This window comes from Nonlabens sp. (assembly GCF_965657255.1).
Lineage (GTDB): Bacteria > Bacteroidota > Bacteroidia > Flavobacteriales > Flavobacteriaceae > Nonlabens.
Genome location: NZ_CBFHNM010000001.1, coordinates 55,908 through 81,377, shown reverse-complemented (window position 1 = coordinate 81,377; position 25,470 = coordinate 55,908). Strand labels below are relative to the sequence as shown.

25 protein-coding genes are annotated in these 25,470 nt (G+C 33.7%); 5 read left to right on the top strand and 20 right to left on the bottom strand.

Features of this window, described 5'->3' with window-relative positions; all coding sequences use genetic code 11:
- Positions 1-3: 3 nt before the first annotated feature.
- The gene (locus tag ACTF54_RS00420; RefSeq protein WP_438968491.1) at positions 4-1,095 is read right to left on the bottom strand and encodes a Nif3-like dinuclear metal center hexameric protein; all 1,092 of its coding nucleotides are present in this window, start codon (positions 1,093-1,095) and stop codon (positions 4-6) included.
- A 46-nt stretch (positions 1,096-1,141) separates the two neighbouring features.
- Here ACTF54_RS00420 and lpxK point away from each other — a divergent pair, with 46 nt between their 5' ends.
- Entirely contained in the window at positions 1,142-2,125 is a 984-nt protein-coding gene (gene lpxK / locus ACTF54_RS00415) for a tetraacyldisaccharide 4'-kinase (protein ID WP_347195403.1), read from the top strand.
- On the opposite strand, the gene ACTF54_RS00410 is transcribed toward lpxK, so the two are convergent.
- From ACTF54_RS00410 to ACTF54_RS00375, 8 genes are all read right to left on the bottom strand, one after another.
- Complete coding sequence (locus tag ACTF54_RS00410) at positions 2,105-4,456, bottom strand: ATP-binding protein (RefSeq protein WP_438968490.1); 2,352 nt, start codon at positions 4,454-4,456, stop codon at positions 2,105-2,107. The two genes, lpxK and ACTF54_RS00410, sit on opposite strands and share 21 nt — an antisense overlap.
- A gap of 81 nt (positions 4,457-4,537) precedes the next feature.
- Positions 4,538-5,557 carry a type I glyceraldehyde-3-phosphate dehydrogenase gene (gene gap, locus ACTF54_RS00405; protein WP_438968489.1) on the bottom strand — a complete coding sequence of 340 codons (1,020 nt, stop codon included), beginning with the start codon at positions 5,555-5,557 and terminating at the stop codon, positions 4,538-4,540.
- Positions 5,551-5,988 (bottom strand): hypothetical protein, encoded by a 438-nt coding sequence (locus ACTF54_RS00400; RefSeq protein WP_347195406.1) that lies wholly within the window; start codon positions 5,986-5,988, stop codon positions 5,551-5,553. Before ACTF54_RS00400 ends, gap begins: the two co-directional genes overlap by 7 nt.
- A 228-nt stretch (positions 5,989-6,216) precedes the next feature.
- The gene (gene lipA / locus ACTF54_RS00395) at positions 6,217-7,092 is read right to left on the bottom strand and encodes a lipoyl synthase (protein WP_438968488.1); all 876 of its coding nucleotides are present in this window, start codon (positions 7,090-7,092) and stop codon (positions 6,217-6,219) included.
- Positions 7,093-7,138: 46 nt separating this feature from the next.
- A complete protein-coding gene (locus ACTF54_RS00390; RefSeq protein ID WP_347195408.1) occupies positions 7,139-8,248 on the bottom strand; it encodes a glycosyltransferase in 1,110 nt (369 codons plus the stop codon).
- An 8-nt stretch (positions 8,249-8,256) separates the two neighbouring features.
- Positions 8,257-8,466 (bottom strand): membrane or secreted protein, encoded by a 210-nt coding sequence (locus ACTF54_RS00385; RefSeq protein ID WP_347195409.1) that lies wholly within the window; start codon positions 8,464-8,466, stop codon positions 8,257-8,259.
- An 83-nt stretch (positions 8,467-8,549) separates the two neighbouring features.
- On the bottom strand, positions 8,550-9,578 hold the full coding sequence (gene murB / locus ACTF54_RS00380; protein ID WP_347195453.1) for a UDP-N-acetylmuramate dehydrogenase: 1,029 nt from the start codon (positions 9,576-9,578) through the stop codon (positions 8,550-8,552).
- The gene (locus ACTF54_RS00375) at positions 9,578-10,768 is read right to left on the bottom strand and encodes a pyridoxal phosphate-dependent aminotransferase (RefSeq protein ID WP_347195410.1); all 1,191 of its coding nucleotides are present in this window, start codon (positions 10,766-10,768) and stop codon (positions 9,578-9,580) included. The genes murB and ACTF54_RS00375 overlap by 1 nt, the downstream gene beginning before the upstream one ends.
- 77 nt (positions 10,769-10,845) lie before the next feature.
- Between ACTF54_RS00375 and ACTF54_RS00370 the strand changes: the two genes are divergently transcribed.
- Complete coding sequence (locus tag ACTF54_RS00370) at positions 10,846-12,177, top strand: aspartyl protease family protein (RefSeq protein ID WP_347195411.1); 1,332 nt, start codon at positions 10,846-10,848, stop codon at positions 12,175-12,177.
- A gap of 4 nt (positions 12,178-12,181) precedes the next feature.
- On the opposite strand, the gene ACTF54_RS00365 is transcribed toward ACTF54_RS00370, so the two are convergent.
- Positions 12,182-12,583: a DUF1573 domain-containing protein gene (locus ACTF54_RS00365; protein WP_347195412.1), complete on the bottom strand. Its 402-nt coding sequence runs from the start codon at positions 12,581-12,583 to the stop codon at positions 12,182-12,184.
- Positions 12,584-12,698: 115 nt separating this feature from the next.
- Between ACTF54_RS00365 and ACTF54_RS00360 the strand changes: the two genes are divergently transcribed.
- The gene (locus ACTF54_RS00360; protein ID WP_347203461.1) at positions 12,699-15,332 is read left to right on the top strand and encodes a valine--tRNA ligase; all 2,634 of its coding nucleotides are present in this window, start codon (positions 12,699-12,701) and stop codon (positions 15,330-15,332) included.
- A gap of 289 nt (positions 15,333-15,621) precedes the next feature.
- Here ACTF54_RS00360 and ACTF54_RS00355 read toward each other — a convergent pair whose 3' ends face one another.
- The 6 genes from ACTF54_RS00355 to rsfS form a co-directional block, all read right to left on the bottom strand.
- Positions 15,622-15,900 carry an acyl-CoA-binding protein gene (locus ACTF54_RS00355; RefSeq protein ID WP_347195414.1) on the bottom strand — a complete coding sequence of 93 codons (279 nt, stop codon included), beginning with the start codon at positions 15,898-15,900 and terminating at the stop codon, positions 15,622-15,624.
- Positions 15,901-16,551, bottom strand: coding sequence for a phosphatidylserine decarboxylase family protein (locus ACTF54_RS00350; protein WP_347195415.1), 651 nt, complete (start codon positions 16,549-16,551; stop codon positions 15,901-15,903). It lies immediately after the preceding gene.
- Positions 16,541-17,380: a phosphatidate cytidylyltransferase gene (locus ACTF54_RS00345; protein ID WP_438968487.1), complete on the bottom strand. Its 840-nt coding sequence runs from the start codon at positions 17,378-17,380 to the stop codon at positions 16,541-16,543. The genes ACTF54_RS00350 and ACTF54_RS00345 overlap by 11 nt, the downstream gene beginning before the upstream one ends.
- Position 17,381: 1 nt before the next feature.
- The gene (locus ACTF54_RS00340; RefSeq protein WP_347195417.1) at positions 17,382-17,999 is read right to left on the bottom strand and encodes a lactate utilization protein B/C; all 618 of its coding nucleotides are present in this window, start codon (positions 17,997-17,999) and stop codon (positions 17,382-17,384) included.
- Positions 18,000-18,064: 65 nt separating this feature from the next.
- On the bottom strand, positions 18,065-20,083 hold the full coding sequence (gene ftsH / locus ACTF54_RS00335) for an ATP-dependent zinc metalloprotease FtsH (RefSeq protein WP_347195418.1): 2,019 nt from the start codon (positions 20,081-20,083) through the stop codon (positions 18,065-18,067).
- Positions 20,084-20,101: 18 nt separating this feature from the next.
- Positions 20,102-20,473, bottom strand: coding sequence for a ribosome silencing factor (gene rsfS, locus ACTF54_RS00330; RefSeq protein ID WP_347195419.1), 372 nt, complete (start codon positions 20,471-20,473; stop codon positions 20,102-20,104).
- An 85-nt stretch (positions 20,474-20,558) separates the two neighbouring features.
- Between rsfS and ACTF54_RS00325 the strand changes: the two genes are divergently transcribed.
- Positions 20,559-21,266 carry a biotin--[acetyl-CoA-carboxylase] ligase gene (locus ACTF54_RS00325; protein ID WP_347195420.1) on the top strand — a complete coding sequence of 236 codons (708 nt, stop codon included), beginning with the start codon at positions 20,559-20,561 and terminating at the stop codon, positions 21,264-21,266.
- Here ACTF54_RS00325 and ACTF54_RS00320 read toward each other — a convergent pair.
- The gene (locus tag ACTF54_RS00320; protein WP_347195421.1) at positions 21,263-21,649 is read right to left on the bottom strand and encodes an SRPBCC family protein; all 387 of its coding nucleotides are present in this window, start codon (positions 21,647-21,649) and stop codon (positions 21,263-21,265) included. The genes ACTF54_RS00325 and ACTF54_RS00320 overlap by 4 nt on opposite strands.
- A gap of 8 nt (positions 21,650-21,657) precedes the next feature.
- Entirely contained in the window at positions 21,658-22,299 is a 642-nt protein-coding gene (gene pyrE, locus ACTF54_RS00315) for an orotate phosphoribosyltransferase (protein WP_347195422.1), read from the bottom strand.
- Between the two features lie 7 nt (positions 22,300-22,306).
- Here pyrE and ACTF54_RS00310 point away from each other — a divergent pair, with 7 nt between their 5' ends.
- Positions 22,307-22,918, top strand: coding sequence for an NUDIX hydrolase (locus ACTF54_RS00310; RefSeq protein WP_347203458.1), 612 nt, complete (start codon positions 22,307-22,309; stop codon positions 22,916-22,918).
- Here ACTF54_RS00310 and ACTF54_RS00305 read toward each other — a convergent pair.
- Entirely contained in the window at positions 22,898-23,728 is an 831-nt protein-coding gene (locus ACTF54_RS00305) for a hypothetical protein (RefSeq protein WP_438968486.1), read from the bottom strand. The genes ACTF54_RS00310 and ACTF54_RS00305 overlap by 21 nt on opposite strands.
- A complete protein-coding gene (locus ACTF54_RS00300; RefSeq protein ID WP_347195425.1) occupies positions 23,716-25,470 on the bottom strand; it encodes a M14 family metallopeptidase in 1,755 nt (584 codons plus the stop codon). The genes ACTF54_RS00305 and ACTF54_RS00300 overlap by 13 nt, the downstream gene beginning before the upstream one ends.

Below are 25,470 nucleotides of genomic sequence, written 5' to 3'. Positions count from 1 at the left end.
CTTTTAAAAATAATTAACTGGGTTTGTTCGCGCTTGTGCACAAAGGACTGCAAAATTACTAAATTTTTCTCTAAGATATTCATGTAAAAGGTTTTTTGTAAACTGCTCGCTTTCATAATGTCCCACATCGCATAATAGGATGTCTTGACCTTGAAAGAAATCATGGTATTTCAGATCTGCTGTTATGTAGGCGTCAGCACCTGCTTGCAGAGCATTTTTAATAGCAAACGCTCCAGATCCGCCTAGTAAAGCCACTTTTTTTATTTCTCGCTTTCGCGAAAGCGAGCTTCTTACTACACCTGTTTTAAATACAGACTTTGTTTTTTCAAGGAAATCTGGTACGATTAAACTATCATTTAATTCTCCTATGACACCCATTCCTATGTTTTGATAACTGTTTTCTAGAGTAGAAACTTCATAAGAAACCTCTTCATAAGGATGTGAAGCCATTAAAGCTGCCTTTATTACATTCTCTAAATGAGGTAAAAATGTTAAGGAAAGTGATTTTTCTTTTAAGGTCTTTCGTTCTAAACGTTGACCTATTTGTGGATTACTTTCTTCATTGCCTTTAAATGTTCCAGTTCCTAATGTGGCAAAACTACATTCTGAGTAATTACCTAATTTACCTGCGCCAGCCGCAAATAAAGCTTCCTTTACTTTTTCAAAAGCATCTACTGGAACATAAGTAGTTAGTTTTTTTATTAATTGTGATTTAGGAATTAAGGTTTTTATATTTTTAAGTCCCATTTCTCTAGCCATTCTATAACTGACACCATCTTTTGCATTGTCTAAAGCTGTATGTGTTGCATATATAGCTATATCATTTTTTATAGCTTTAACTATAGTCTTACGGACATAATCATTAGGTTGTAGATGTTTGAGTCCAGAAAAAATTATAGGATGGAAGCTAACAATAAGATTGCAATCATTTTCTATAGCTTCATCAACCACGTTTTCTAGGCAGTCTAGAGTAACTAATATTCCTTTTAGAGCAGTAGTTTTTTCTCCTGTTAGTAGTCCAGTATTATCAAAATCTTCTACATAGAAGCGTGGAGCGAGCACTTCTAAATATTCAATAACATCTTTAATCTTCATAATTATTCATTTATCTCTGTTGTAAAATTAACCTACTTTTGAGCTCATGCAAGAATTAAGACTTTTATTATATCCGTTTTCTATTATTTATGATGGCATTACTTCTTTGCGCAATTGGGCATTTGATAGTGGTATTCTTGATCAACAAGAGTTTGATGTGCCTATTATTGCAGTGGGCAATTTAAGTACCGGTGGCACAGGTAAAACGCCTATGATAGAGTACTTGATAAATCAACATGTTGAGAAAAGAATAGCTGTTTTAAGTAGAGGATATGGTCGTAAAACCTCTGGTTATATTGAATTATCAGTTGATGATTCTCCAGAAAAAGTTGGCGATGAACCATTGCAAATTAAACGTAAGTTCAAAGATTTGATTATTAGTGCTGTTTGTGAAAAAAGAGTTGACGGAATAAAACGATTATTAAAAGATCACTCCATTGATCTTATTTTGTTAGATGATGCCTATCAACACCGACATGTAAAAGCCAGTCATTATATCTTGTTGACTAGTTATAATAGTTTGTACGTTCATGATTATTTATTACCAGCAGGTAACTTGAGAGAGTCTCGCAGCGCAGCAAATCGCGCGCAAAGTGTTGTTGTAACTAAATGTCCAGAAAATATTTCTAAAACAGAAAGAATTGCTATTGAACAACGATTAAAATTATCCTTGAATCAAAAGCTTTACTTCTCTTTTATAGGTTATGGAAACATACTTCATGGAATTAATGAGAATATTCACCTGGCAGATATTGAAGGTCAAGAAGTAACCGTTGTTACTGGAATTGCAAAACCAAAACCTTTTGTAGACTTTCTAGTAAAACAATTGAAAGTAGATCACCTAGAATTTAATGATCATCATGACTTTACCACCGCACAAGTAGAGAATATTAGGAATAAAAAATTAGTAATTACGACAGAGAAAGATTTTATGAGGTTAAAAAGCTATCGCCTTACTAACCTCTTTTATTTATCCATTGAAACTAGGTTTATAGATAGTTCCCCAGTTTTACAGAATCTCATAATTTGAAAAGGCAGTTTGAATTTTTTCAAAAAACTCATCCATTTTAAAAGGCTTAGGTATGATATCATCAAAACCTATCTCGTAAAACTCTTTATCTGATTCACTTAAGGTCACCGCTGTTAATGCGACAATAGGAATCTCACTGTCAAAACTTCTGATTTCTTTTGTAGCTTCTTTTCCGTTTTTAATGGGCATATGAATGTCCATTAGAATAAGGTCGTATTTTTTGCAGCGTACAGCGTCAATGGCTTCTTGTCCATTATTTGCTACATCGCAAGTGAAATTCCTTGCTTCAAGAATTTTTCTTGTGATCATCTGGTTGATCTTGTTATCTTCAGCGATAAGTATCAACTTTTTAGATAATTCTGCAGGAGTAGCAGGTTTAGAGCTTATTACTCCTTCTTTCATCGCTTCATTTTTTATAAATTTATTTTCTAGACTCTTTGAATTGGGTAATGATTTTAGCTCTTCTTTAATACTTTTATTTTTGATATCCACGTTTTCTATGGTTGAACTGGTTGATTCTTCAATAGAAGTGCATGGCACATGTTTTTCTGTAAAGAATTTATTCGAGTTTGGAAAATCAAACCATATGTCAAAAGAAAATTTACTGCCTTTACCTACCTCACTTTTTAGTGTAATGTTACTACCCATCAAAGTAACTAGATTCTTTACAATAGCGAGTCCTAATCCAGTGCCGCCGTATTCTCTTGTAGTGTTATTTCCTTCTTGTATAAAGTTTTCAAAAATAGCTTCTTGCTTCTCTATAGAGATTCCTTTACCGTTATCTTCTATTTCAAAATTAACCAGACATTTGTCAGAAGTCGTGCTTACCTTATTTGTCCGTATATAAATATCACCATCCTTAGTAAACTTGATAGCATTACCGATTAAATTAATTAAAATCTGAGACACTTTAACTGGGTCGCCTTGAAGTATTGAAGGTATACTAGAATCGTATTCTATATGGATTATGTTATTTTGATCTGAAGCTTGACCTTTAAGAGATAAACCTATGTCGTTCATTCTTTTATTTAAATCAAAAGGAATAGTTTCTAGTTCTACTTTATTAGCCTCTAATTTGTTGTAGTCTAGAATATTGTCAATAAGAGATAATAGGTAATCTCCAGATGATTGTAAAGTTTCTAAATATTCTTTTTGATCTTTTCTAGGTTTTGTTTCTAAAAGTAAGTAAGTAAGCCCTGTTACTGCGTATAACGGAGTCCTCAATTCATGAGTAATCGTTGAGAGAAAATCTGCTTTTACTTTAGCTGCATCTTGGGCTCTATCTCTTTCGTCGATAAGGGCAGAATTTTTATCCTTTAAAACATTATTGCTTTTTGCCCTTAATTTGTTGTTTTTAAACAATGATAGAGTAAGTAACGATAATAACGTGATTAACACATAGAGTAAAATATAAGTTGTATCTATACCTTTAAGTTCTTTAGTTTTTTCTTTGTTTGAATCGAATAAGGTTTTATGTTCTTTCTTTAATTTATCTAATTCTAGCGATGCAGTCAGATTTGCTAATAGTTCTTCCTCCATTTTAACTAAGTCTGTATATTTTTCTAAATAGAACACACTGTTTTTAAAATCGCCTTCTATTTTATACATTGTTGCAAAAAGTTGGTAACTTTCTTTGAGTAAGAGGTTAAGTCCAATTCTTTCAGAAATACCTATACTTTCTGTTAGATAGGCTTTAGAAAATTCGTAGTCTTTGTTATCGTATGCAATATTAGCAAGATGCAAGCCTACCTGTGCTGCAGAGTAAAATTGACCTTTATTAATTAATGACGGCAACAATTCTTCAAAAGAAGCTTTTGCTTTCTCATAATTTTTAATTTTTAAGTTAAGTTGTGCTTTAACTAACTTTACTTCTTCATTTAGATTATTATTTTGGCTAGTGATAAGAATCAATTGAGCCTTAGTAATTGCCATGTCAGCCTCTATAATTAGGCCTGATTTAATAAGCACGTCTGATTTTAAGAGCAATAATTTAGCAGCGTTTTCAGAGTCTTCTTTAAAGTAAGGAGCGATTAAATCTATCAGGCCTAAAGCTTCCTCTAGTTGTTGTGTTTTTGAAAAAAAGGAAACTCTAACCAGTTGTGTTTGTGCATAAATTGCAGAGTCTTTTGCTATCTCTGTCGCACTAGAAACTAACCTGTCTGCTTCTTGAAATCGAGCACTTTCTATTGCGTGTTGAGCCCTTTCTAAAATTATATCTACCGCCAGGCTTTGACTTGATTTAGATACATAGAAATTTTGTCCATAAACGTAGCTTTGTACGCTTATAATTATAAAGAATATGAATATTTTATTTAAATCCCGAATACTCAATAGACTATATTATATTGCAAATATATCTTTTGTTCATAGCATTTCTAAGAAATATGGATAATTATCTTCATAATCACGTTGTTAACCAGTATTTACACTAATATTCTTATTTAAAGTGTTAGCATATATGATTATGTCTTTTAATCGATTAGAATAGCCACTTTCATTGTCATACCATCCTATAATTTTCACCATTTTCCCGATAACACTGGTCATTTCAGAATCGTAAATGCATGAATAAGGGCTACCGGATATATCAATGGAGACTAACGGGATATTTGTGAAAGAAAAGGTTTTAGGGTTCGCTTTCGCGAAAGCGAGAAAAGCATCGTTAATCTCTTCAACGCTTACATCTTTTTTTACATTAATCGTGAGATCTGTTAGACTGCCATTAGGAACTGGTACTCTAATACCACAACCACCTATAACATCACTTAAGTCTGGAAATATTTTAGTTAATGCTTTTGCTGCTCCTGTAGTGGTAGGAACTATGGATTGACCAGCAGCGCGAGCACGACGTAAGTCTCTATGTGGCTGATCGTGCAGACTTTGATCTGTTGTATAGCTATGCACGGTGGTGATATAGGCCTGTTCAATACCACAAAGTTCTTGCATTACTTTTATGAGTGGTGCAGCGTTGTTAGTAGTACAACTGGCATTTGAGAAAATCAAGTCACTGTCTTCAAGAATGTGTTCATTAACACCCAAAACAACAGTTTTAATATCATCCTCTATAGGTGGTGCGCTTAAAACCACCTTTTTTGCACCTGCTGTAATATGTTTTTGTAAATCTTTACGAGTCTTAAATTTACCAGTAGATTCTAATACTACATCAACATCTTTCCAATTAAGATCTTCTAAGTTTTTATGATGGGTGAAGGATATAGGGTTATTATTAACTATTATAGAATGGTCATCAAAACTAATATTTGCATCTAGAACACCATGAATAGAATCATATTTAAGTAAATGTGACATAACTTCAGTAGAGGCAAGGTCGTTTATTGCTACCACATCGATATGTGGATCATTAAAAACCGTTCTCATAAAAGTACGTCCTATACGTCCAAAACCGTTTATAGCTACTTTTATTTTTACCATGTATCGTGTAAATTGGTTTTGATGTTACGCTGTTTACTATTGAAGTGTTGATCTAGAGTAACACCTATTGCCATACCTATAAGTAAACCAAATAAAATGCTGATTCCAGAAACTAATGGAAGCAATAACCCTCCAAAAGTGCCTATTGTCGTATATTGAAGAGAATCTTTAATATGAAGCATGTTTTTTAAAAAGCTCAAGGTAGACCTTAAACTCTCTTTGATTACCTTTTTATCTTGCCTAGCGCTCTCTATGCGTTTCATTTGGACATCTAATTCATTTTCAATTAAACTTTGTTCTTTGTAAGTCATTTCTAAAGCATTTAACTCTAGGAGTAACTCATTCCATTTATCCAGTAGTTTAAGAGATTTTGAATCTGTCGTTATGATTCTGTAGGAATTGATTTTTTGTAATGCTTCTTCAATGCTCATAGTAATGTTTTAATTCATGAGTAGTTAACTGAAATTACTTGTTACATTTCAATCTCTTATAATTAGAGTAAAAGTGAAAACTGCAACATATACCAGAAATTAATATACTCCAGAATACGAAACCAAATTCTCTAAAAATTTATTAATGATCCTGTTAGAAACATAATCAAACCTATTAAAGTTATGATCAATAACAGATAGTATGTTCTAGCAGTAAATTTTATGTTATTACAAAATATGCTTGTGTGCTTTGTAAGAACTTCTCACCAATGCACCACTTTCTACATGTCTGAAGCCCATTTCTAGACCAGCAATTTCATATTTCTTAAACTGTTCTGGCGTTATAAATTCTTTAACTGGTAAATGCTTTTTAGAAGGTTGTAAGTATTGGCCAATGGTAACAACGTCTACATTGTTATCATGTAAATCGCGCATAGTTTCTAGTACTTCTTCCTCAAGTTCACCCAATCCTAGCATGATTCCTGATTTAGTTCTATTAATACCTTGTTGCTTTAAATAACGCAATACTTCTAGACTGGTATCGTATTTTGCCTGGATACGTACTTCTCTTGTTAAACGACGGACAGTTTCCATATTATGAGAAACTACTTCTGGATTTGCTTCTACAATACGATCTATATTTCTAGTATTTCCTTGAAAATCCGGAATCAATGTTTCTAAAGTTGTTTCAGGATTCATACGTCTAATAGCAGCAACGGTTTCTTTCCAGATGATGGATCCCATATCTTTTAAATCGTCTCTATCCACACTTGTTATAACACCGTGTTTAATACCCATCAATTTAATAGAACGCGCCACCTTTTCAGGCTCTGCCCAGTCCACAGTTTCTGGGCGACCTGTTTTTACACCACAAAAACCGCAAGATCGTGTACAGGTATTTCCTAATATCATGAAAGTTGCAGTTCCTTCTGTCCAGCATTCTCCCATATTTGGACAGCTTCCAGAGGTACAAATGGTATGAAGGTCGTATTTTTCTACGGTACTTCTAAGTTCTTTATATTTTTGACCAACTGGTAACTTAACACGTAACCATTTTGGTTTTCCTTTCGCAGGTGGCGCGACTGATGTTTTTACTGATTCCATTATACAAAGTTAGTGATTAAGTAGTCGTATCAATAAAGATAACTAACTAGTTCCATTGTTTCGGTCGATGGACCATGTTAGAAACATATAGTGCTAATTGTGTTCCTATTAATAGTATTTCTAAAAAAGGAAGCAGGATAATGATATCGCTTTCGCGAAAGCGAAACAAACCCTTACCAACAACGATCCAAAAAAATAAATATCGCAACAAAACAACACTTAAAACAAGTATCCAATTCATTCCAAATAGTAATGCTAAAATAGCCGAGACTAAAAAGCCAATTTGAGAAAAATAGAATAAGCCTAATAGTAGTTTATGTTTGCTTTTATAATGACTTGCAGTATTGATATGCCGTTTTTTCTGTTTCCACCATGTGGACCAACTTGTTTTAGGTTGACTTACTGTAAATGATTTTTCATCTAAGGAAACGGCTGTGTTAGTTTTAGTTGCAGCCTCATTAACAAATAAATCATCATCGCCACCCATAATTTTCATATGACTCATAAAACCGCTAGAGGAATAGAACTGAGTAGCTGTATAAGCAAGATTACGACCTACGCCCATATATGGATTACCGCGCATGGCATAACTAAAATATTGTATGGCAGTTATTCCTGTTTCAAAACGAATTAATGCATTAATAAGAGAGTTTTTGATTTTTTGATATCCACCGTACCCTAATACTATACTTTTTTGTTCAGATAAATGCATTGCCATGCTAGATAACCACTCGTTACTGTTAGGAACGCAATCTGCATCTATAAAAACCAAATGGTCATTTACCGCCTTTTTGATTCCTAGGGTAAGTGCATATTTTTTATTTCCCCAGAAGCTCTCGTTGTTGACAACGTTCACCATTTTTACTCTTGTGTCTAGTGCCATAAAATCTTCAATGACATCTCTAGTATCATCATGGCTGGCATCATTTATTAAAATGATCTCAAAGTTAGGGTGGTTTTGTTCCTGTAATAAAGGAACTAAAATTTTGAGGTTTTCTTGTTCGTTTTTGGAACACACAATAACAGAAACAGACTGGTTTAGATTACCAGTAGGTTGATCTATTTTGCCAAAACCTACTTTTGATAAAAATAAATAATATATGATATTAATAAGGGCAAATCCTGCCAGAACATAGAAAAAAACGCCTATTTCCATCTAAATGATTAGGCTTTTACTTGATCGTTTTTACACTCTTGTTCTTCAGGTAATTTACCGCACATGCCGCAGGCTTCACCATTTTTATTAAGAAAAGGACTTTGACTTGCACAGGTTCCGGCAAATTTACCATCCTTTTTACCCCATATTTTTATAGCTATACCGGCAAAAGCAAGGCCTAGTACTACAAACGTGATAAGAATAAGTTTTAAATCCATGCTGCAAAGATAAGGTTTGGGAAACTCTATTTAGAATCTGATTAGATAATTTTAGTAATTGATCTAGATGTTCAAAATACTGATTATTGATCGATTAAATTGACCTCTGTATCGATGTTTATACCATAACGATCTTTAACCGCTTTTTGCACTTTATGGGCAACAGCTAGAATCTCCTGACCAGATGCATTTCCGTGATTTACTAGAACAAGAGCTTGTTTATCATGAATGCCAGCATCACCATATCGTTTGCCCTTGAATCCTGATTGGTCGATTAACCATCCTGCAGGAACTTTTACATGATCTTGATCAATATCATAAAAAGGCATTTCTGGATGCATTCTTACTAGATCTTCATACAGTTTTCTTTTGATAACAGGATTTTTAAAAAAGCTACCGCTATTTCCTATTACCTTAGGATCTGGCAGTTTACTGGATCTAATGTTTATAATTGCTTGTGAAACCTTTTGAATTGATAATTCTCCATCTAGTCTTTTCAGTTCTTCTTGAATAACACCATAACTAGTTTTGAATGGATAATCATTTGATTTACTAAGATCTTTTAATTTAAAGGTTACTGAAGTTATGACATACTTACCTAGCGCTTCATTTTTAAATATCGAATCGCGATATCCAAAATTACAATCATCTAGAGAAAGTGTTTTTTCTTCTAGTGTTTTTATATCTATGACGTCACAGCTGTAAAAACTATCTTTTAATTCTACACCATATGCACCTATATTTTGAATAGGCGATGTCCCAACATTTCCAGGAATGAGAGATAAATTTTCTAGCCCTGCAAAGTTGTTTTCAATAGAGTAAAGAACAAAGTTATGCCAGTTTTCTCCTGCCATAACTTTGATCCAAACATTGTCATCTTCGGTTTTTGTAATCTCTATCCCTTCCAGTAATACATGTATTACTGGTTTTTGTACATCATTAATAAGTAGCATGTTACTTCCGCCTCCCAAAAGAAATACCTCTTCATTATGGTAGAATCCTAATGCTTCTTTGAGTTGTGGTAAAGATTTTGTTGCTGTGTACGCTTTCGCGAAAGCGGAAATACCAAAAGTGTTATGCTTCTTTAATGAAAAATGATGTTGTATCTCTATCATGCATTATAAGCTTTCAAAGCATGATCTAAAATACGAACAGCCTTCTTAAGAGATTCTTTTTCAAGAACGTAAGCAATTCTTATTTGATTCTTACCCATTCCTGGTGTGCTGTAAAAACCTGCTGCTGGTGCAACCATAATAGTCTCGCCATCTAGATCAAAGTGTTCGAGTATCCACTGTGCAAAAACGTCTGTATCTTCTACTGGAAGTTGTGCAACGCAGTAAAAAGCACCACCAGGATTTGCCACTTCTACACCTTCAATATTTTTAAGACCTTCTATCAAAATATCTCGTCTTTCAATATATTCTCCTATCACCTCGTTAAAGTATTCTTGCTTTGTGTCTAGTGCAGCCTCGGCAGCGATTTGAGCAAAAGTAGGTGGGCTTAATCTAGCTTGTGCAAACTTCATAGCAGTTGCCATCACTTCTTTGTTCTTAGAAACCATGCAACCTATTCTTGCACCACACATACTATATCGTTTTGAAACAGAGTCGATCATAATGGCATGATTTTCTAATCCTTCAATATTCATCACAGATAAATGCTTGCGCCCATCATATGCAAATTCTCTATATACTTCATCAGATAAAAGGAATAAATCGTGCTTTTTTACTAAAGCAGTTAATTGATTCATTTCTTCTTGTGTATATAAATAGCCAGTTGGATTACCGGGATTACATATAAGAATAGCTTTGGTTTTGTCCGTGATCAACTTTTCAAATTCACTAATAGCTGGTAGGGCAAAGTTGTTTTCAATGGTTGTAGAAATAGGCTTAACTGTTACACCACTAGCGGTTGCAAATCCATTGTAATTAGCATAAAACGGTTCTGGTATAATTACTTCATCTCCATAGTCACATATACTTCCCATAGCAAAGAGTAAAGCCTCGCTACCACCAGTAGAAACAATAATGTCTTCACTGGTCAGATTCATGTTTATCTTATTGTAATATTTAGCTAGTTTATCCCTGTAGGTTTGGTTACCAGCACTATGGCTGTAAGATAGAACCTGCATGTCAGTGTTTTTAACGGCACTAATAGCTTGCTCTGGAGTTTTTATATCTGGTTGACCGATGTTTAATTGGTAAATATGAATTCCACGATTTTTTGCAGCTTCTGCATAAGGAACTAATTTTCTAACAGGAGAGGACGGCATTTGAAGTCCTTTTTCAGATATTTTCGGCATGATAAATTTTTGATTGACAAATGTAATACTTGAGTAAGGATGTGCAATACACTTTGACAAAACCTTATATTAGGCATATGAAATTTATTAAACTTTTTTTAATCGCTTTCTGTATTCCAGTTTCAGGAATTGCACAAGAAGGCTTTATTTTTAAAGAAGGTTATACAGAAGAAAAAATTTCTTTTGAGCAGCATTCTAACTTAATCGTTGTACCAGTAAAAATTAATGATGTTGATTTTAATTTTTACCTAGATACTGGTTCTTCCCGTACTGTTATTTTTAATTTAAAAGGTATCGATTCATTAAGTATCAATAAAGGAAAATATATTAAGCTATCTGGATACGGCGATAACGAGCCCTTGTCTGCATACTACTCTTCTGGAAATAAGATACAAATAGGCGATCACATCACAAATGATGTTGCTGAGGTGATAGTTTTAAGTGATAGTGAAATTGATTTGTCGCCTAAATTGGATATTGAGATTCATGGTATTTTAGGAGTTGATTTTCTAAAAAATTTTGTCACACATATAGATTATGAAAATGGTTATTTGAAGTTGTATAGAGATTTTGAGCTGCTCCCGTCAAAATTGCGCAATGGAAAACAATTTGATTTAATCTTAAATAACGGCAGGCCTTTTGTAAATATAAAAATGGATAATGATCTTATTCAAGGTGATTACAATATGCTTATTGATACTGGTAGTGGTGATGCTTTATGGATTCTTAATGAGATCGATACTACTTTTGTAATAGATAACAGTTTTGAAGATTATCTAGGTTTTGGAATAAATGGAGAAATTTTTGGATTGCGTACAAAAGTTAATTCTATAAACCTGTTCAATTATCAAATGTTCAAAGTAGCGGTTTCTTATCCTTATAAGAAGTATCATAATATTAATAAAACAGATTCTTCTCATGATGGTAGTATAGGAGGAGAGGTTTTAAGAAGGTTTGATCTCGTTGTTGATTATAATAATAAAAAGATGATAATGCTCCCTAATAAAAGTTTTAAGGAAGGTTTTTATTATAACATGAGCGGTTTAGGAGTTAAAAAAGGTGAACTAGAATTGTTTACAGAAATAGATAGAGATTTTAGTAAACAAGAAGGAGATAGGCTTAATCCATCTAGTAGTAAAATTACCTTATCCAGTTTCTCTAGAGTATCCTACGAGTATATTCCCAAAATATATGTTGATTATGTGAGGGAAGGCTCGCCAGGAGATAAAGCTGGAATCAGAATAGGAGATCAAATTGTATCTATAAATGGTTATAAACAGAAACAGCTCACTTTGAATAGAGTAAGTGAACTTTTTTATAAAAACCCTTATAGAAATTTAAAGATAAAATTAAAGAGGAATGGAGAAGAATTTAAAGTTAAATTTAAAAATATTCCTTTAGTCTTTTAATTTTCTATTCTGATTTTGTTAGAACTTCACCCTTCAGACGTAATGTGAATAATTTATTTTTAAGGTTCGCATTTCCGGTAATTGTTTTAACAATAGGACCTACTTTTTGTGTGTCGTATTTCACTTTAATGACCCCAGTAGCTCCAGGTGCTACAGGTTCTTCTGGTTTGGAAACGATATCACAATTGCAAGAAGAGTATATTTGGTAAATTTTAAGTGGATAATTGCCAGTGTTTTTAAAAATAAAAGATCTAACGCCATCGCTTCCTTTTGCTATTTTACCAAAGTCTATAATTGTAGATTCAAACTCTATAGTTGTGATAGGGTCTAAAGAAGAATTATTTTGGCCTACTATACTGTTAGAAAAGATTCCAGTAAACAAGAATAGGAGTAGCAATTTTTTCATCATTTTATGTTGTAAGTAATAAAAGTAAACTATCGAGCTTAAAGTCACAGTTAATGCTGTGTAATTTTTAAGTTAATAGTACTTTTGTTTTTGAATTTCAAAAATTAAGCCAAACATGTCCTTAGCATCAAAATACGATTCTAAAACTACCGAAGAAAAATGGTATAACTACTGGATGGAACACGATTTCTTTACATCTGTACCAGACGAAAGAGAAAGTTATACGATCGTAATTCCACCACCTAACGTGACAGGAGTATTGCACATGGGACACATGTTAAACAATACCATTCAAGATGTATTGATACGCCGTGCTCGTTTAAAAGGATACAACGCTTGTTGGGTTCCAGGCACAGACCATGCATCTATCGCTACAGAAGCTAAGGTGGTAAAGAAATTAAAAGAGCATGGAATTGATAAAAATGATCTTTCTAGAGAAGAGTTTTTGAAACATGCATGGGATTGGACAGATGAATATGGTGGTATTATTTTAGAGCAACTCAAAAAATTAGGAGCTAGTTGTGATTGGTCTAGAACTAAATTTACTTTAGATGACGATATGTCTGCGTCAGTAATTAAGGTTTTTATCGATCTTTATAATAAAGGTTGGATATATCGCGGTTACCGTATGGTAAATTGGGATCCAGAAGCTAAAACAACTTTAAGTGATGAAGAAGTTATTTATGAAGAACGCAATGGACATCTATACCATTTAAGATATCAAATTAAAGGAACTGAGGAGTTTATTTCTATAGCTACAACACGTCCTGAAACTATTTTAGGAGATACGGCTATTTGTGTACATCCAGAGGATAAGCGTTATACTAACCTTGTAGGTAAAACGGTAATTGTACCTATTGTAAATCGCGAGATTCCTGTTATTGCAGATGAATATGTAGATATGGAATTTGGTACAGGAGCATTAAAGATTACTCCTGCACACGATGAAAATGATAAGAAGATAGGAGAAACGCATCATCTTGAGGTCATTGATATTTTTAATGCAGATGCTACTTTAAATAGTTTTGGACTTCATTATGAAGGCAAGGACCGCTTTGTTGTACGTAAGGAAATTTCTAACGAACTAGAAGAAAAAGGGTTTTTGATTAAAAAGGAGGATCATGTCCATAAAGTAGGTACTAGTGAGCGCACAAAAGCAGTTATAGAACCTAGACTTTCAGATCAATGGTTTTTAAAGATGGAAGACCTGGCAAAACCTGCAATCGACGCCGTAAGAAATGATATTGTAGAATTGCTACCACCTAAATTTAAAAGCACTTATTTTCACTGGATGGAAAATGTGCGAGATTGGAATATTTCTCGACAATTGATGTGGGGACAACGTATTCCTGCTTACTATTTTGGTGATGGAAAGGATGACTTTGTAGTTGCAAATAGTCTAGAAGAGGCTGTTACGCTTTCGCGAAAGCGAACTAATAATCCAAACCTAAACCCAGAAGACCTACGTCAAGAAAATGATGTGTTGGATACCTGGTTTTCTAGTTGGTTGTGGCCTATCAGTGTCTTTAATGGAGTGCTAGACCCAGAAAATGAGGAGATCAATTATTATTATCCTACACGTGATCTTGTTACTGGACCAGATATTTTATTCTTTTGGGTAGCTAGAATGATCGTTGCTGGATATGAATTACGTGATGAAAAACCATTTGATAAAGTATATTTAACTGGATTAGTAAGAGATAAACAACGTCGTAAGATGTCAAAGTCCCTTGGTAATTCTCCAGATGCCCTAGGATTAATTGATAAATATGGTGCAGATGGCGTACGTGTCGGTTTACTTTTAAGTGCCGCCGCCGGGAATGACATTATGTTTGATGAGGATCTTTGTCAGCAAGGTAAAGGCTTTGTGAAAAAAATGCACAGTGCTTATTTTGGTTTAATTGACGCATGGAATGTAGATAAAAGCCTACCACAACCACAACATAGTGCTCAAGGTATTGCGTGGTATAGAAGTCGTTTCAATGAAACTCTAGCTACTATAGAAGATCACTATTCTAAATATAGAATAAGTGATGTATTAATGACTTCATATAAATTGATTTATGATGATTTTTGCGGTTGGTTGTTAGAAATTATCAAACCAGAATATCAAAAACCTATCGACGCACAAACACTTGCACAGGTTATTGAGCTCTTTGAAGATAACTTGAGGTTAATGCACCCATTTACTCCATTTATTACGGAAGAAATCTGGCAATCCATCTCTGATCGTAAAGTGAAAGAGGCATTGTGTGTCAATACATGGCCTGAAGGTGGCGCTGTTGACCAAGACTTATTGTCAGATTTTGAACTCGTACAAGATGTGATTTCTGGAATCAGAACGGTTCGTAAAGAGAAGCAAATTTCTTTCAAGAACGAGATAGAGTTAAAAAGTATTAATAACGAAAACTTAAGTGAAAACTATAATCCATTGATTCAAAAAATGGGAAATGTTTCTAGTGTTGAGGTTATTGACGAGCAGCTGTCTGGTGCAGCAAGTTACCGTGTAAAATCTAATGAGTATTTTATACCATTAGAAGGAAATATTGATGTTGCTGCCGAGCTTGAAAAACTGGCTACCGAATTGAAAAGAGCAAAAGGTTTTTTAACTGGCGTGCAGAAGAAATTGGGTAACGAGCGTTTTGTTAGTAGTGCTCCAGAAGCGGTTGTGGCAATAGAGAAGAAGAAAGAAGCAGATGCTCTTGCAAAAATTGAAACAATTGAGGCAAGTATGAAGGCTTTAAATTAATGTGAAATGAATTCTTTAGATATAAAAGCACTAATCATACTAGGTGTATCTATATCCTTTTGATCCTCTTGATCAAAAGTATGATTAGTTATATGAATTATCTATTGAATAAAAGGAAGTAATTTATGAATCCATTAGTAACCATAGTCATTGTCTTAGGAGCAGTTGTTTTATGCTTAATAGCATTAGCAATTTATATTCTTAGAAAAAAATAGCAGCTCTGTTTTTAATTAAATTTAAAAGCCTCAAAAGAATAGTTCTTTTGAGGCTTTTAGATATAACAAAGAAATCACCAAGGCTTAGGGTAAAGTTTCTCTATTATTTCAATGTATTTGCGTTTAGCTTCTTTTTTTGATATGGTTTGCACTTGAATCAATGCATTCATTTTGAAAGCGCTCCTCAAATCATTAGATTCAAAACTTCTATTGCTTACATACGGTTCATCTATAGCTCTTTTATAATATGCATAGAGATGTAGTTGTAGGTCTGGTGGCACTAAAGATTGTTCTTCAGAGGACGCTTTCGCGAAAGCGTTATTAAATTCTATATCGAGTTCTTTATCTGACATTTAGAAATGAGCAAGTACGGTTTCTCCTCCTTTTACTTTTTGATCTAAAGTAACAGAAACTGGAGTGTCTATAGGAAGGTAAACATCCACACGACTTCCAAATTTAATAAATCCGCTCTCACTTCCTTGTACAATAGTGTCTTTTTCTTGAGCATAATTCATAATACGCTTTGCAAGAGCACCTGCTATTTGTCTGTGCATGACTTGTTCTCCGTTTTTATGATCTACGACCACGGTGGTGCGTTCATTCTCTTCACTGGCTTTAGGATGCCATGCCACAAGGTATTTACCTGGATGATATTTGCTATAAGAAACTTTTCCACCAATAGGATATCTAGTTACATGCACATTTATAGGTGACATAAATACAGATATCATCAAGCGTTCACCTTTGAAATATTCGTTTTCTTGAACCTTTTCAATGACTACTACTTTTCCATCTACTGGTGATACGATTGAAGAATCACTTAAAATGGTATTTCTTTTAGGATTTCTAAAAAATTGAAGAATAATAAATAATAACCCTATGGATACTACTGATAAACCTATTTGTAACCACTGTGGCATCTGTATAAGCCATATAGCACTCATGGTCACTATGGTGAAAATGAAAGCAATTATAATGGAAGCTTTTCCTTCTTTATGAAACATAATTGATAATTAAAAAAGTTGCGTAGGCAAATGGTGCTGCAAATATAATACTGTCCATACGATCAAAAATACCACCGTGTCCAGGCATTATACTGCCACTATCTTTTACTTCTGCCTGACGTTTTATTTTACTTTGTATTAAATCTCCAATAGTTCCAAAAAATGCAACTACAAAAGCTACAATCATCCAGTCCCAAATAGTATAATTTATAATACCTATGGATTTGAGGTAATAATACAAACCTGCACCAGCTGCTATAGCCATGACTAAACCTCCTAAAAAACCTTCAATAGTTTTTTTTGGAGAAATACGTTTCATGAGTTTGTGTTTACCAAAGTTTTTTCCAAAAATATAAGCAAAACTGTCATTAGTCCATATAATTGCAAAAATACCAATGAGCAACTCTGGTTGGTAACTAGTGGTTACTAAATCTAAGTGTAAGACTACATCTGGAATAAGGGCTAGAAATAAACTACTCCCTATTAGATATAATAATGCAATGACGTGCTTTTTAGTATTAAACAATGCAATGCGATCCACTAGAACAAGGTCTCTAATTAAATATATGTTTACTAGTAACGTCGCTCCTAACAGAGCATATGTAAATTCGATGGATACACTTTTCCAAACTATAAAATAATAAGCAATAGGGAGAATAGGGTAGATGAGCCATTGCCTTAACCTTATCATAGGCATTAATTCTAACAAGCAAATGAATGCAAATGCACAGAATAATAATATAAAAACATCTCTAGAATACAAAGCGCTTAATACCACAAGAGATACATAAACGATTCCAGATATGGAACGAGTAATTAATTCTCTCATGTTATAAGTCTTCTAGAAGTAGTAGGTATAACCTTTTGTTAGGTGCTCCGTAATTCATTAAGTCTTTCTCTTGTTTAGGAGCAGTTTCTTTGAAATTTTTTAATGTTGTAATGTTTGTAGGTATGTGTCCTTTACTTTGATGTTTAATACCTCTTAGACCTTCGCCTATAGATTCTACAATCTGGCTTGTACTTGCGAGAATCACATAAGTCCCTGGTAAATCTGCAGGTTTTGTCTCCTTTACTTGTCTCGAAGAAAATAGTATTGCACCATTGTTGGATATTACATATTCACAAGTTCCTAAAAAGAACTCTGATCTCAGCTCGTTATTGGAAAAATTAAGATTAAACCCATCAAAACGTTTGCTAAGTTGTTCATCAAAACATAAAACATTCTTTTCAAAATAATCGTGTTCTACGAGAATGTCTTCAAAATGTTGCTGAATTTCATTTTCATTAATAGCATACAAAAATCTACCACCTTGATGCTGAAAGTTGTGAATAAACTCCTCATCAAGAGGTGGCTTTTCATCTGGCATATATTTAGAGCGCTCTTTTCCAGAACTCTCAATAGATTCAGAATCAGAAGATTTCTTAAAGAATTTTTTAAATATGCTCATTGCCTTTAGACAGCATTTAATTTAGGGTCGACGTAAATATACTTACTTAAATCAATGCTAGCAAACTATTCTTCTTCATCAGCAGGAGTAGCACCATTTAATACAGGTCTGGTAGATGATTTTAATGCAACAGCTTCTTCTTTAATAAATGTTCTTTTTCCAAAAATTTTCTCTAAGTCATCTTTAAAAATTACCTCTTTCTCAAGAAGTATTTCTGCAAGTTCTGTAAGTTTATCTTTGTTTTCTTCTAGAATACTTATGGCTCTTTGGTATTGAGCTTCTATAATCTTTGAAATCTCTTCATCAATAACTACAGCGGTTTGCTCGCTGTATGGTTTAGTCATAGAATATTCTGACTGGCCGCTAGAATCATAATAAGTAATATTACCTACTTTTTCATTTAATCCATAGATGGTTACCATAGCCCGCGCTTGCTTAGTAACTTTTTCAAGATCACTTAATGCGCCTGTAGAGATATTATTAAAAATAACTTTCTCTGCAGCACGACCACCCATAGTAGCACACATTTCATCTAGCATTTGCTCTGGACGCACAATTTGTCTTTCTTCAGGTAAATACCATGCAGCACCTAATGATTGACCACGTGGTACTATGGTCACTTTAATTAATGGCGCAGCGTGTTCTGTCATCCAGCTTACTGTGGCATGTCCGGCTTCATGAAATGCAATTGTTTTCTTTTCTGAAGGTGTAATTAATTTATTCTTTTTTTCAAGTCCACCTACTATACGGTCTACAGCATCTAAGAAATCTTGTTTACCAACGGCTTTTTTTCCATTCCTTGCAGCAATAAGAGCCGCTTCATTACAAACATTTGCAATGTCAGCACCAGAAAATCCTGGAGTTTGCTTTGCTAAAAAAGCAGTGTCTAATTCATCTGCTAACTTTTTAAGAGGTCTTAGATGTACTTCAAATATTTCTTCACGTTCTCTTACATCTGGAAGATCAACATAAATCTGTCTGTCAAAACGTCCTGCACGCATTAATGCTTTATCAAGAATGTCTGCACGGTTAGTTGCAGCAAGTACAATCACATTAGTATTGGTACCAAATCCGTCCATTTCGGTTAGAAGCTGGTTCAATGTGTTTTCTCTCTCATCATTAGATCCTGACATGTTTGATTTTCCACGGGCACGACCTATTGCGTCTATTTCGTCAATAAAAATAATCGCAGGAGATTTTTCTTTTGCTTGTTTAAATAAGTCACGCACCCTACTAGCACCTACACCTACAAACATTTCTACAAAATCAGAACCGCTTAAAGAAAAGAAAGGAACTTTTGCTTCACCTGCAACAGCTTTTGCTAGAAGAGTTTTACCTGTTCCTGGTGAACCTACTAGTAAAGCGCCTTTAGGTATTTTTCCACCCAAAGAAGTATATTTTTCAGGATTTTTAAGGAAGTCAACAATTTCTTGTACTTCTTCTTTTGCTCCTTCCAGACCGGCTACATCTTTAAAAGTAGTTTTAACGTCTGTTTTTTGATCAAATAGCTTTGCTTTAGATTTACCTATGTTAAAGATTTGGCCACCGCCGCCGCCAGCGCCGCCGCCACTCATGCGCTTCATTAAAAATAACCAAATACCAATTATTAATATAAAAGGTAAAATAGAAAGAAGTAAATCCATTAAGCCTTCATCTTCTCGATCAAAAACAAGTTTGGTCTCTGGACTATAATTATTTATAGCAAGTTTCAACTGCTCTTCAAAAGCTTTTGCATCACCAAATTCTACTGTATAATTAGGCAACTTAATACCGCCGAATGAAGGCTTTTTTCTACTCGCCTTATGTTCTGCTAGAGCAAGTGCCTCTTGTGTCATGTAGACTTGAGCAACACCTCTGTTACTTACCACTACAATACTATCCACTTCTTTATCTTCTAAAGCTTCAAAAAATGCGTTGTAGTTTAATTTTTTAGTCTGATTAACAGAACCGTTAAACAAATAATATCCTACAAATAGCAACGCAATAGGAGCAACGATCCACCAAATATTAAATTTAGGCTTTCCTGGTCCGGGCATTAAATTAGGACGTTTTTTATCTTGATCTTTATTTTTATTTTCTGACATGGTGCTTGTGTGATGTGGTTAATATGTACTTTCTATGACAGTAGACTTTGCATCACCCCATAGCTCTTCTAAATCGTAGTATTCTCTAATGTGCTTTTGGAAAACATGGACTACTACATTGACATAATCCATAAGAACCCATTCACCTTGACTTGTACCTTCTACATGCCATGCGTTTTCTTTAAGTTCTTTGCTTACTTTTCTTTGTATTGAATTTACTATCGCATTTACTTGAGTATTTGAAGAACCGTTACAAATAATAAAGTAACTGGTTACGGTGTTTTCTAACTCTCTTAAATCTAATATAGTGATGTTGTTACCCTTTACATCTTCAATACCAGCAATGATTTGTGATATAAGTGCGTCGGTAGAAACTTTTTCTTTAGTCATTAAATATTTTTTGTATTCACAAATTTATTCTTTTTTTGAGCTTGTTTTATTAAATAACCCATAAACTCGCAAATAAATCTTCCTTTTGAACATAGTCAAATTACATGCCACTACATCTACTAATGATGAGTTGAAAACTCGCTTTCGCGAAAGCAAACTGCCACATCTAACTACAATTTACACTATTGAGCAAACTCAAGGTAAAGGACAACAAGGAGCAAAGTGGATTTCTGAAAAAGGCAAAAACCTGACATTTAGTATTTTACTTTCTGATTTGCCATTGAAAATCACTCCTTTTCAAATAAACAAACTGATTTCTGTAACAATAGTCGAGTGGTTAAAAATTCAATTACAAATTCAGGCAAGGATTAAATGGCCTAACGACATCCTGTCAGTACAACACAAGCTTGCAGGAATTTTAATTGAAAATAGCTTTTCAGGAAGTCAACTATCACATGCTATAGTCGGAATAGGTTTGAATGTAAATCAAGAAGTTTTTGACGGTTTACCTAAAGCAATTTCACTTAGAAATCTTACAGGAAGAGAATTTGACCTAGAAGAACTTCTGATCTCTTTCTTAAATATGCTCGAAAACAATTTGCGCAACTCATCAGAAGTCGCGCAAAATTATAATAATTACCTCTTTAAGTTTAATCAATCAACTTCATTTCAATCTAAAAAAGGAATATTTGAAGGTGTTGTTAAGGGAACAGACGAAGAAGGGAAACTTATTTTGGAAGTCCAAAATGAGCGTCTCACTTTTGCTCTAAAAGAGTTGAAATGGATTTATTAGAGTTGATCTAATCCGTTTGCTAGCTGTTCTAAAAATTTATTGATGGGTCCCTTAATCATCATTGCCATCATGGCATTAAAGTCACCATCAAATAATAATTGTGCCTCAGAGCCATTACCATCTGGTTTTATATTACACGTTAATGTAAAGGCAAGTTTGTCACTAGTAGATCCTAATACCACTTGAGAATGAGGTGTTTTATCTTTAAGTGATAAAGCTATTTCTGGCATTCCTTTTAGCCCAAAAAGAAATTTGTCTTCTCCTTTTAATTCAAATTTGGTGTCTTCAGGCATTAATTTTTTAAAATTCTCTACTTGTGTTAGGAAATTATAAAGTTCTTCTGGGTTTTTTTGTGTTTTTGCTACACGACTTTCTAAATTCATTTTACAAATTATGCGTTCCAGTTGCTAGGATCTTTTCTCCAGCTTTTTAATAATTCTATTTCTTCTTCTTTAAAATGGCCAGCTTGTTTAGCTTGTTCAATAAGATGGTCGTAATCACTTAATGTTGTTAGTTCCAGATCATACGTTTTAAAGTTCTCTACAGCAAAATCAAAACCATAAGAGAATAAGGCTAACATTCCTTTTACGTCTGCACCAGCAATCTTTAAAGCATCTACGGCGTTTAAGCTGCTTTTACCAGTGCTTATAAGATCCTCTACAACAACCACTTTTTGTCCTTTTTCAAGATGGCCTTCAATTTGGTTTTGACGGCCGTGCTTTTTTGCTTCTGGTCTTACATAGATAAATGGCAAATTCATATAATCTGCTACTAGCATACCTATACCTATTGCACCTGTTGCTACACCAGCTATTACATCTGGTTTTCCATATAAATCTTCTATGCGTGCAGCGACGTGTTCTCTTAAAAAGTTTCTAATCACTGGATAAGAGAGTGTTACTCTATTATCACAGTAAATAGGAGAATTCCATCCACTAGCCCATGTAAAAGGTTCTTGTGGTTGCAATTTAATTGCTTTAATTTGCAACAATAACTCAGCAGTTTTTATTGCTATATCCTTATCTCTTACCATGGGACAAATGTATAAAGTTTTTGTGAAAGAGGTTGCCATTATCGTAACCTCTGATAAAAATGCTTTTAAAGATCATAATACCTTTAATATTAAAAAGGTAAACTTTGAAGATCTTATTAAAAAGATTGAAAAGAAAGAAATCACTAACGTGGTTTTATATTCAAAAAATGAATCTAAGCTTTTAAAAAGACTTCATAAGCTTCTTCCAGTAGTAGTTGCTGGTGGTGGATTAGTACTCAATCAGGATAACGATTTTTTATTTATACATCGCAATGGGAAATGGGATTTGCCTAAGGGGAAAGCCGAAAAAGGAGAGTCCATCGAGCAAACATCAATTAGAGAAGTAGAAGAGGAGACAGGTGTGCGCCGTTTAGAGATTACTAATTATTTAGGGCATACTTATCATACTTTTTCAAGAAAAGGAAAGGTGAAATTAAAACTTACGCACTGGTTTATCATGGAAACGGATTTTAATAAAAAGCTGAAACCACAAAAGAAGGAAGGCATTGATAAAGCGGTATGGTTGAATAAAGAAATGGCGACCATTGCCTTAAAAGAATCTTATGCAAATATAAGAGAGCTTTTTCCTGACGATATGTTACTCGATAATGTTAGATAGTTTTAAATAATGAGTTAACTGATAGGCATCTATTTCTATCACAACAGTATTGTTTAAAAATTCAAAGCCTTTAGGTAAATCAACTTTTTTAGCAAGTCTTAGGTTTTTTGAAATCTTGCTGTTAACTTGAAAAGAAAGATCACAAGTTTTAAAATCTTCTGGATCAAATTGAAAAGCCGTGTTATTTAAGTAAACGATAAATTTATCTCTTAATTCACCAGTTGGTATATCGGTAATCAGATTTGCTACCGCTTGCTGTAAGTTAGCATTAAAAATAGTTAATACGTCATATTCTTTTCCCTCAGGAATAAGGTCTGCAAGCTTAATTTCTTTCATATCTGGTTTTAGGAATGTTTTTAAAACTCTTCCTTTATGATCATTACGTGTAAATTCAAGTTCGTAACCAATAAATTTTTCAGTGTCCGAAACAAATATGGTTTTTACATCTAGTAAACCTTCATTTTTACTTTCTTCACATAAAACACGCTCTCTTCTATTCAAGAAGGTTTCATAAATAGAATTTAGCGACGCATCTTTCTGATAGGTAAGATCAATAAAATCTTGAGTTATTAATTTTGTGATATCATAATTTAGCACTTTGTCTGCATCTGTTTGAGAGGTAAAGTTAGGTATGGAGAATGAATAGTTTTTATCTCCACAAGAGACTTTCTTGTTCAGAATGTCATGAGAAACACCAGAGGTTATAGAAACATTTACTACTGGTTTTTCAGTGCTTTTTTTTGAATCATTACAAGCTATAAAAGCAATACAACTTAAAACTAAAACACTCTTTTTTATTATTTGTTCCATTTAAAAATAGGGTAAGTTAAATGTGCAGGTTCATAGTTAGGACTGCGTTTATGAATCCAATTCAATTGTTGGGAATTACTTTTTCTGAAATTGTCATTTGTTCTTTTCAACGAATCAAACTCTTTTTTCAACGCTTCATCTTTATTTAAAAGTTCTCTAGCCGTCGATTCAAAAACATAGCTTGAAAAACCTTCTTTTTGTTGAAGTATGGTGTCAAAATAATTCCACTTAAAGAAGGAATCTTGTCCAGTAGGTTCTAGTGTTTCTAAAATATACTTGAATCCTGGTTGATCCGTTGGAATAATGATATCGCTTTCGCGAAAGCGTAACTCCACAACTTCTTCTTCTACATGAACATTAGAATGTGGATAATGTCCTTCGTAAGCGTTTTTTGACGTGTCGTAACCAGCAATACGGTATTTAGAAACTGTTAGTGTAGTGTCTTGCGTTAAAAATTCCATTTGAATCTTGTTATGACGCATTAGTTCTAGTACTTTCCACTGGCCTTGTGGTATGACATAATACTTGGGAACGACCACGCTGTCCGTTCCTTTGAAGTAATTTTGGAAAGGCGTTTTTGTGTTAAATGGCTGGTTGCGATCATAAGTCATTAAATCGTTTCCAGTAAGTTCATTTTTACTAATGACAGCTTCATAACCTAGAAAATCTAAAGTATCTGCTTTTGACCTATCCAGTTGATAATTCATTGTATAATGAGATGAATTTTTAAAACCTTTGAAAGAGTCTGACCTTGCTTTTTTAATATCAACAATGTTTTCAGATCCTATAGAAATCATTTCTTCCATGATCGCTTTGGTGCCTAAAACGCGGTCTTTGTAAGGCTTTAACATATGTGTTTCTACCATCATTCCTAGTGTATTCCAAAGACTGGTATATCCAGTAGAATAACGAGGATAATCCATAAACTGAGAGAAACCTTTTTCTGGCGAGTTGTTCCATACATTTACGTAAGGAGTTATGGGTAAATCTCTTTTGGCAAGTCTAGATTCTAGCTCTGGTTGTAGCTTTGTATGCAAATATTGACCAGCTGCACCACCTAATTTGTTATGTTGTGTAAATAAATGAGTTAAGGTGTATTGATAATCTGCGCCATTACTTACGTGGTTATCAATAAAAATATCTGGATTAATTTTATGGTAGACTTCATAGAAAGCGATCGCATTACGAGAGTCTGCTTTTATAAAATCACGATTAAGATCATAATTGCGCGCATTACCTCTGAAGCCGTAAGATTCTGGCCCATTTTGATTGGTTCTAGTAGAGGTATTGCGATTTAAAGAACCACCTACATTATAAACAGCTATTGCGCTAAATATTAAATTTTCAGGCGCTTCTATTTTTCCGGTTGCCAGATCTCTCATGAGCATCATGGTAGCGTCTATTCCGTCACTTTCTCCTGGATGGATACCGTTATTGATTAGAATTTTAATTTTATCTTCATTTGCACTTGACCAGTTGATGGTGTTTTTTGAGTAACTAATCAAATGCAATGGTTTACCGCTATCAGTTTTACCTACTTCTTCTATTTCAATGTTAGAAAAACCTGCTGCAAGATCTTGATAGAAATTAATCACTTCTTCATAGGTTGCTGTTTGATTACCATTGCCATTTTCAAAAGGTGTTGTGTACTCTTTGGCTTCTTGGATAGCTTGTTTTTTAGAATTTTCTTTACATGAGAAGAGTAGAAAAATACAAGATAGTAATAGGATAGTTTTTTTCAT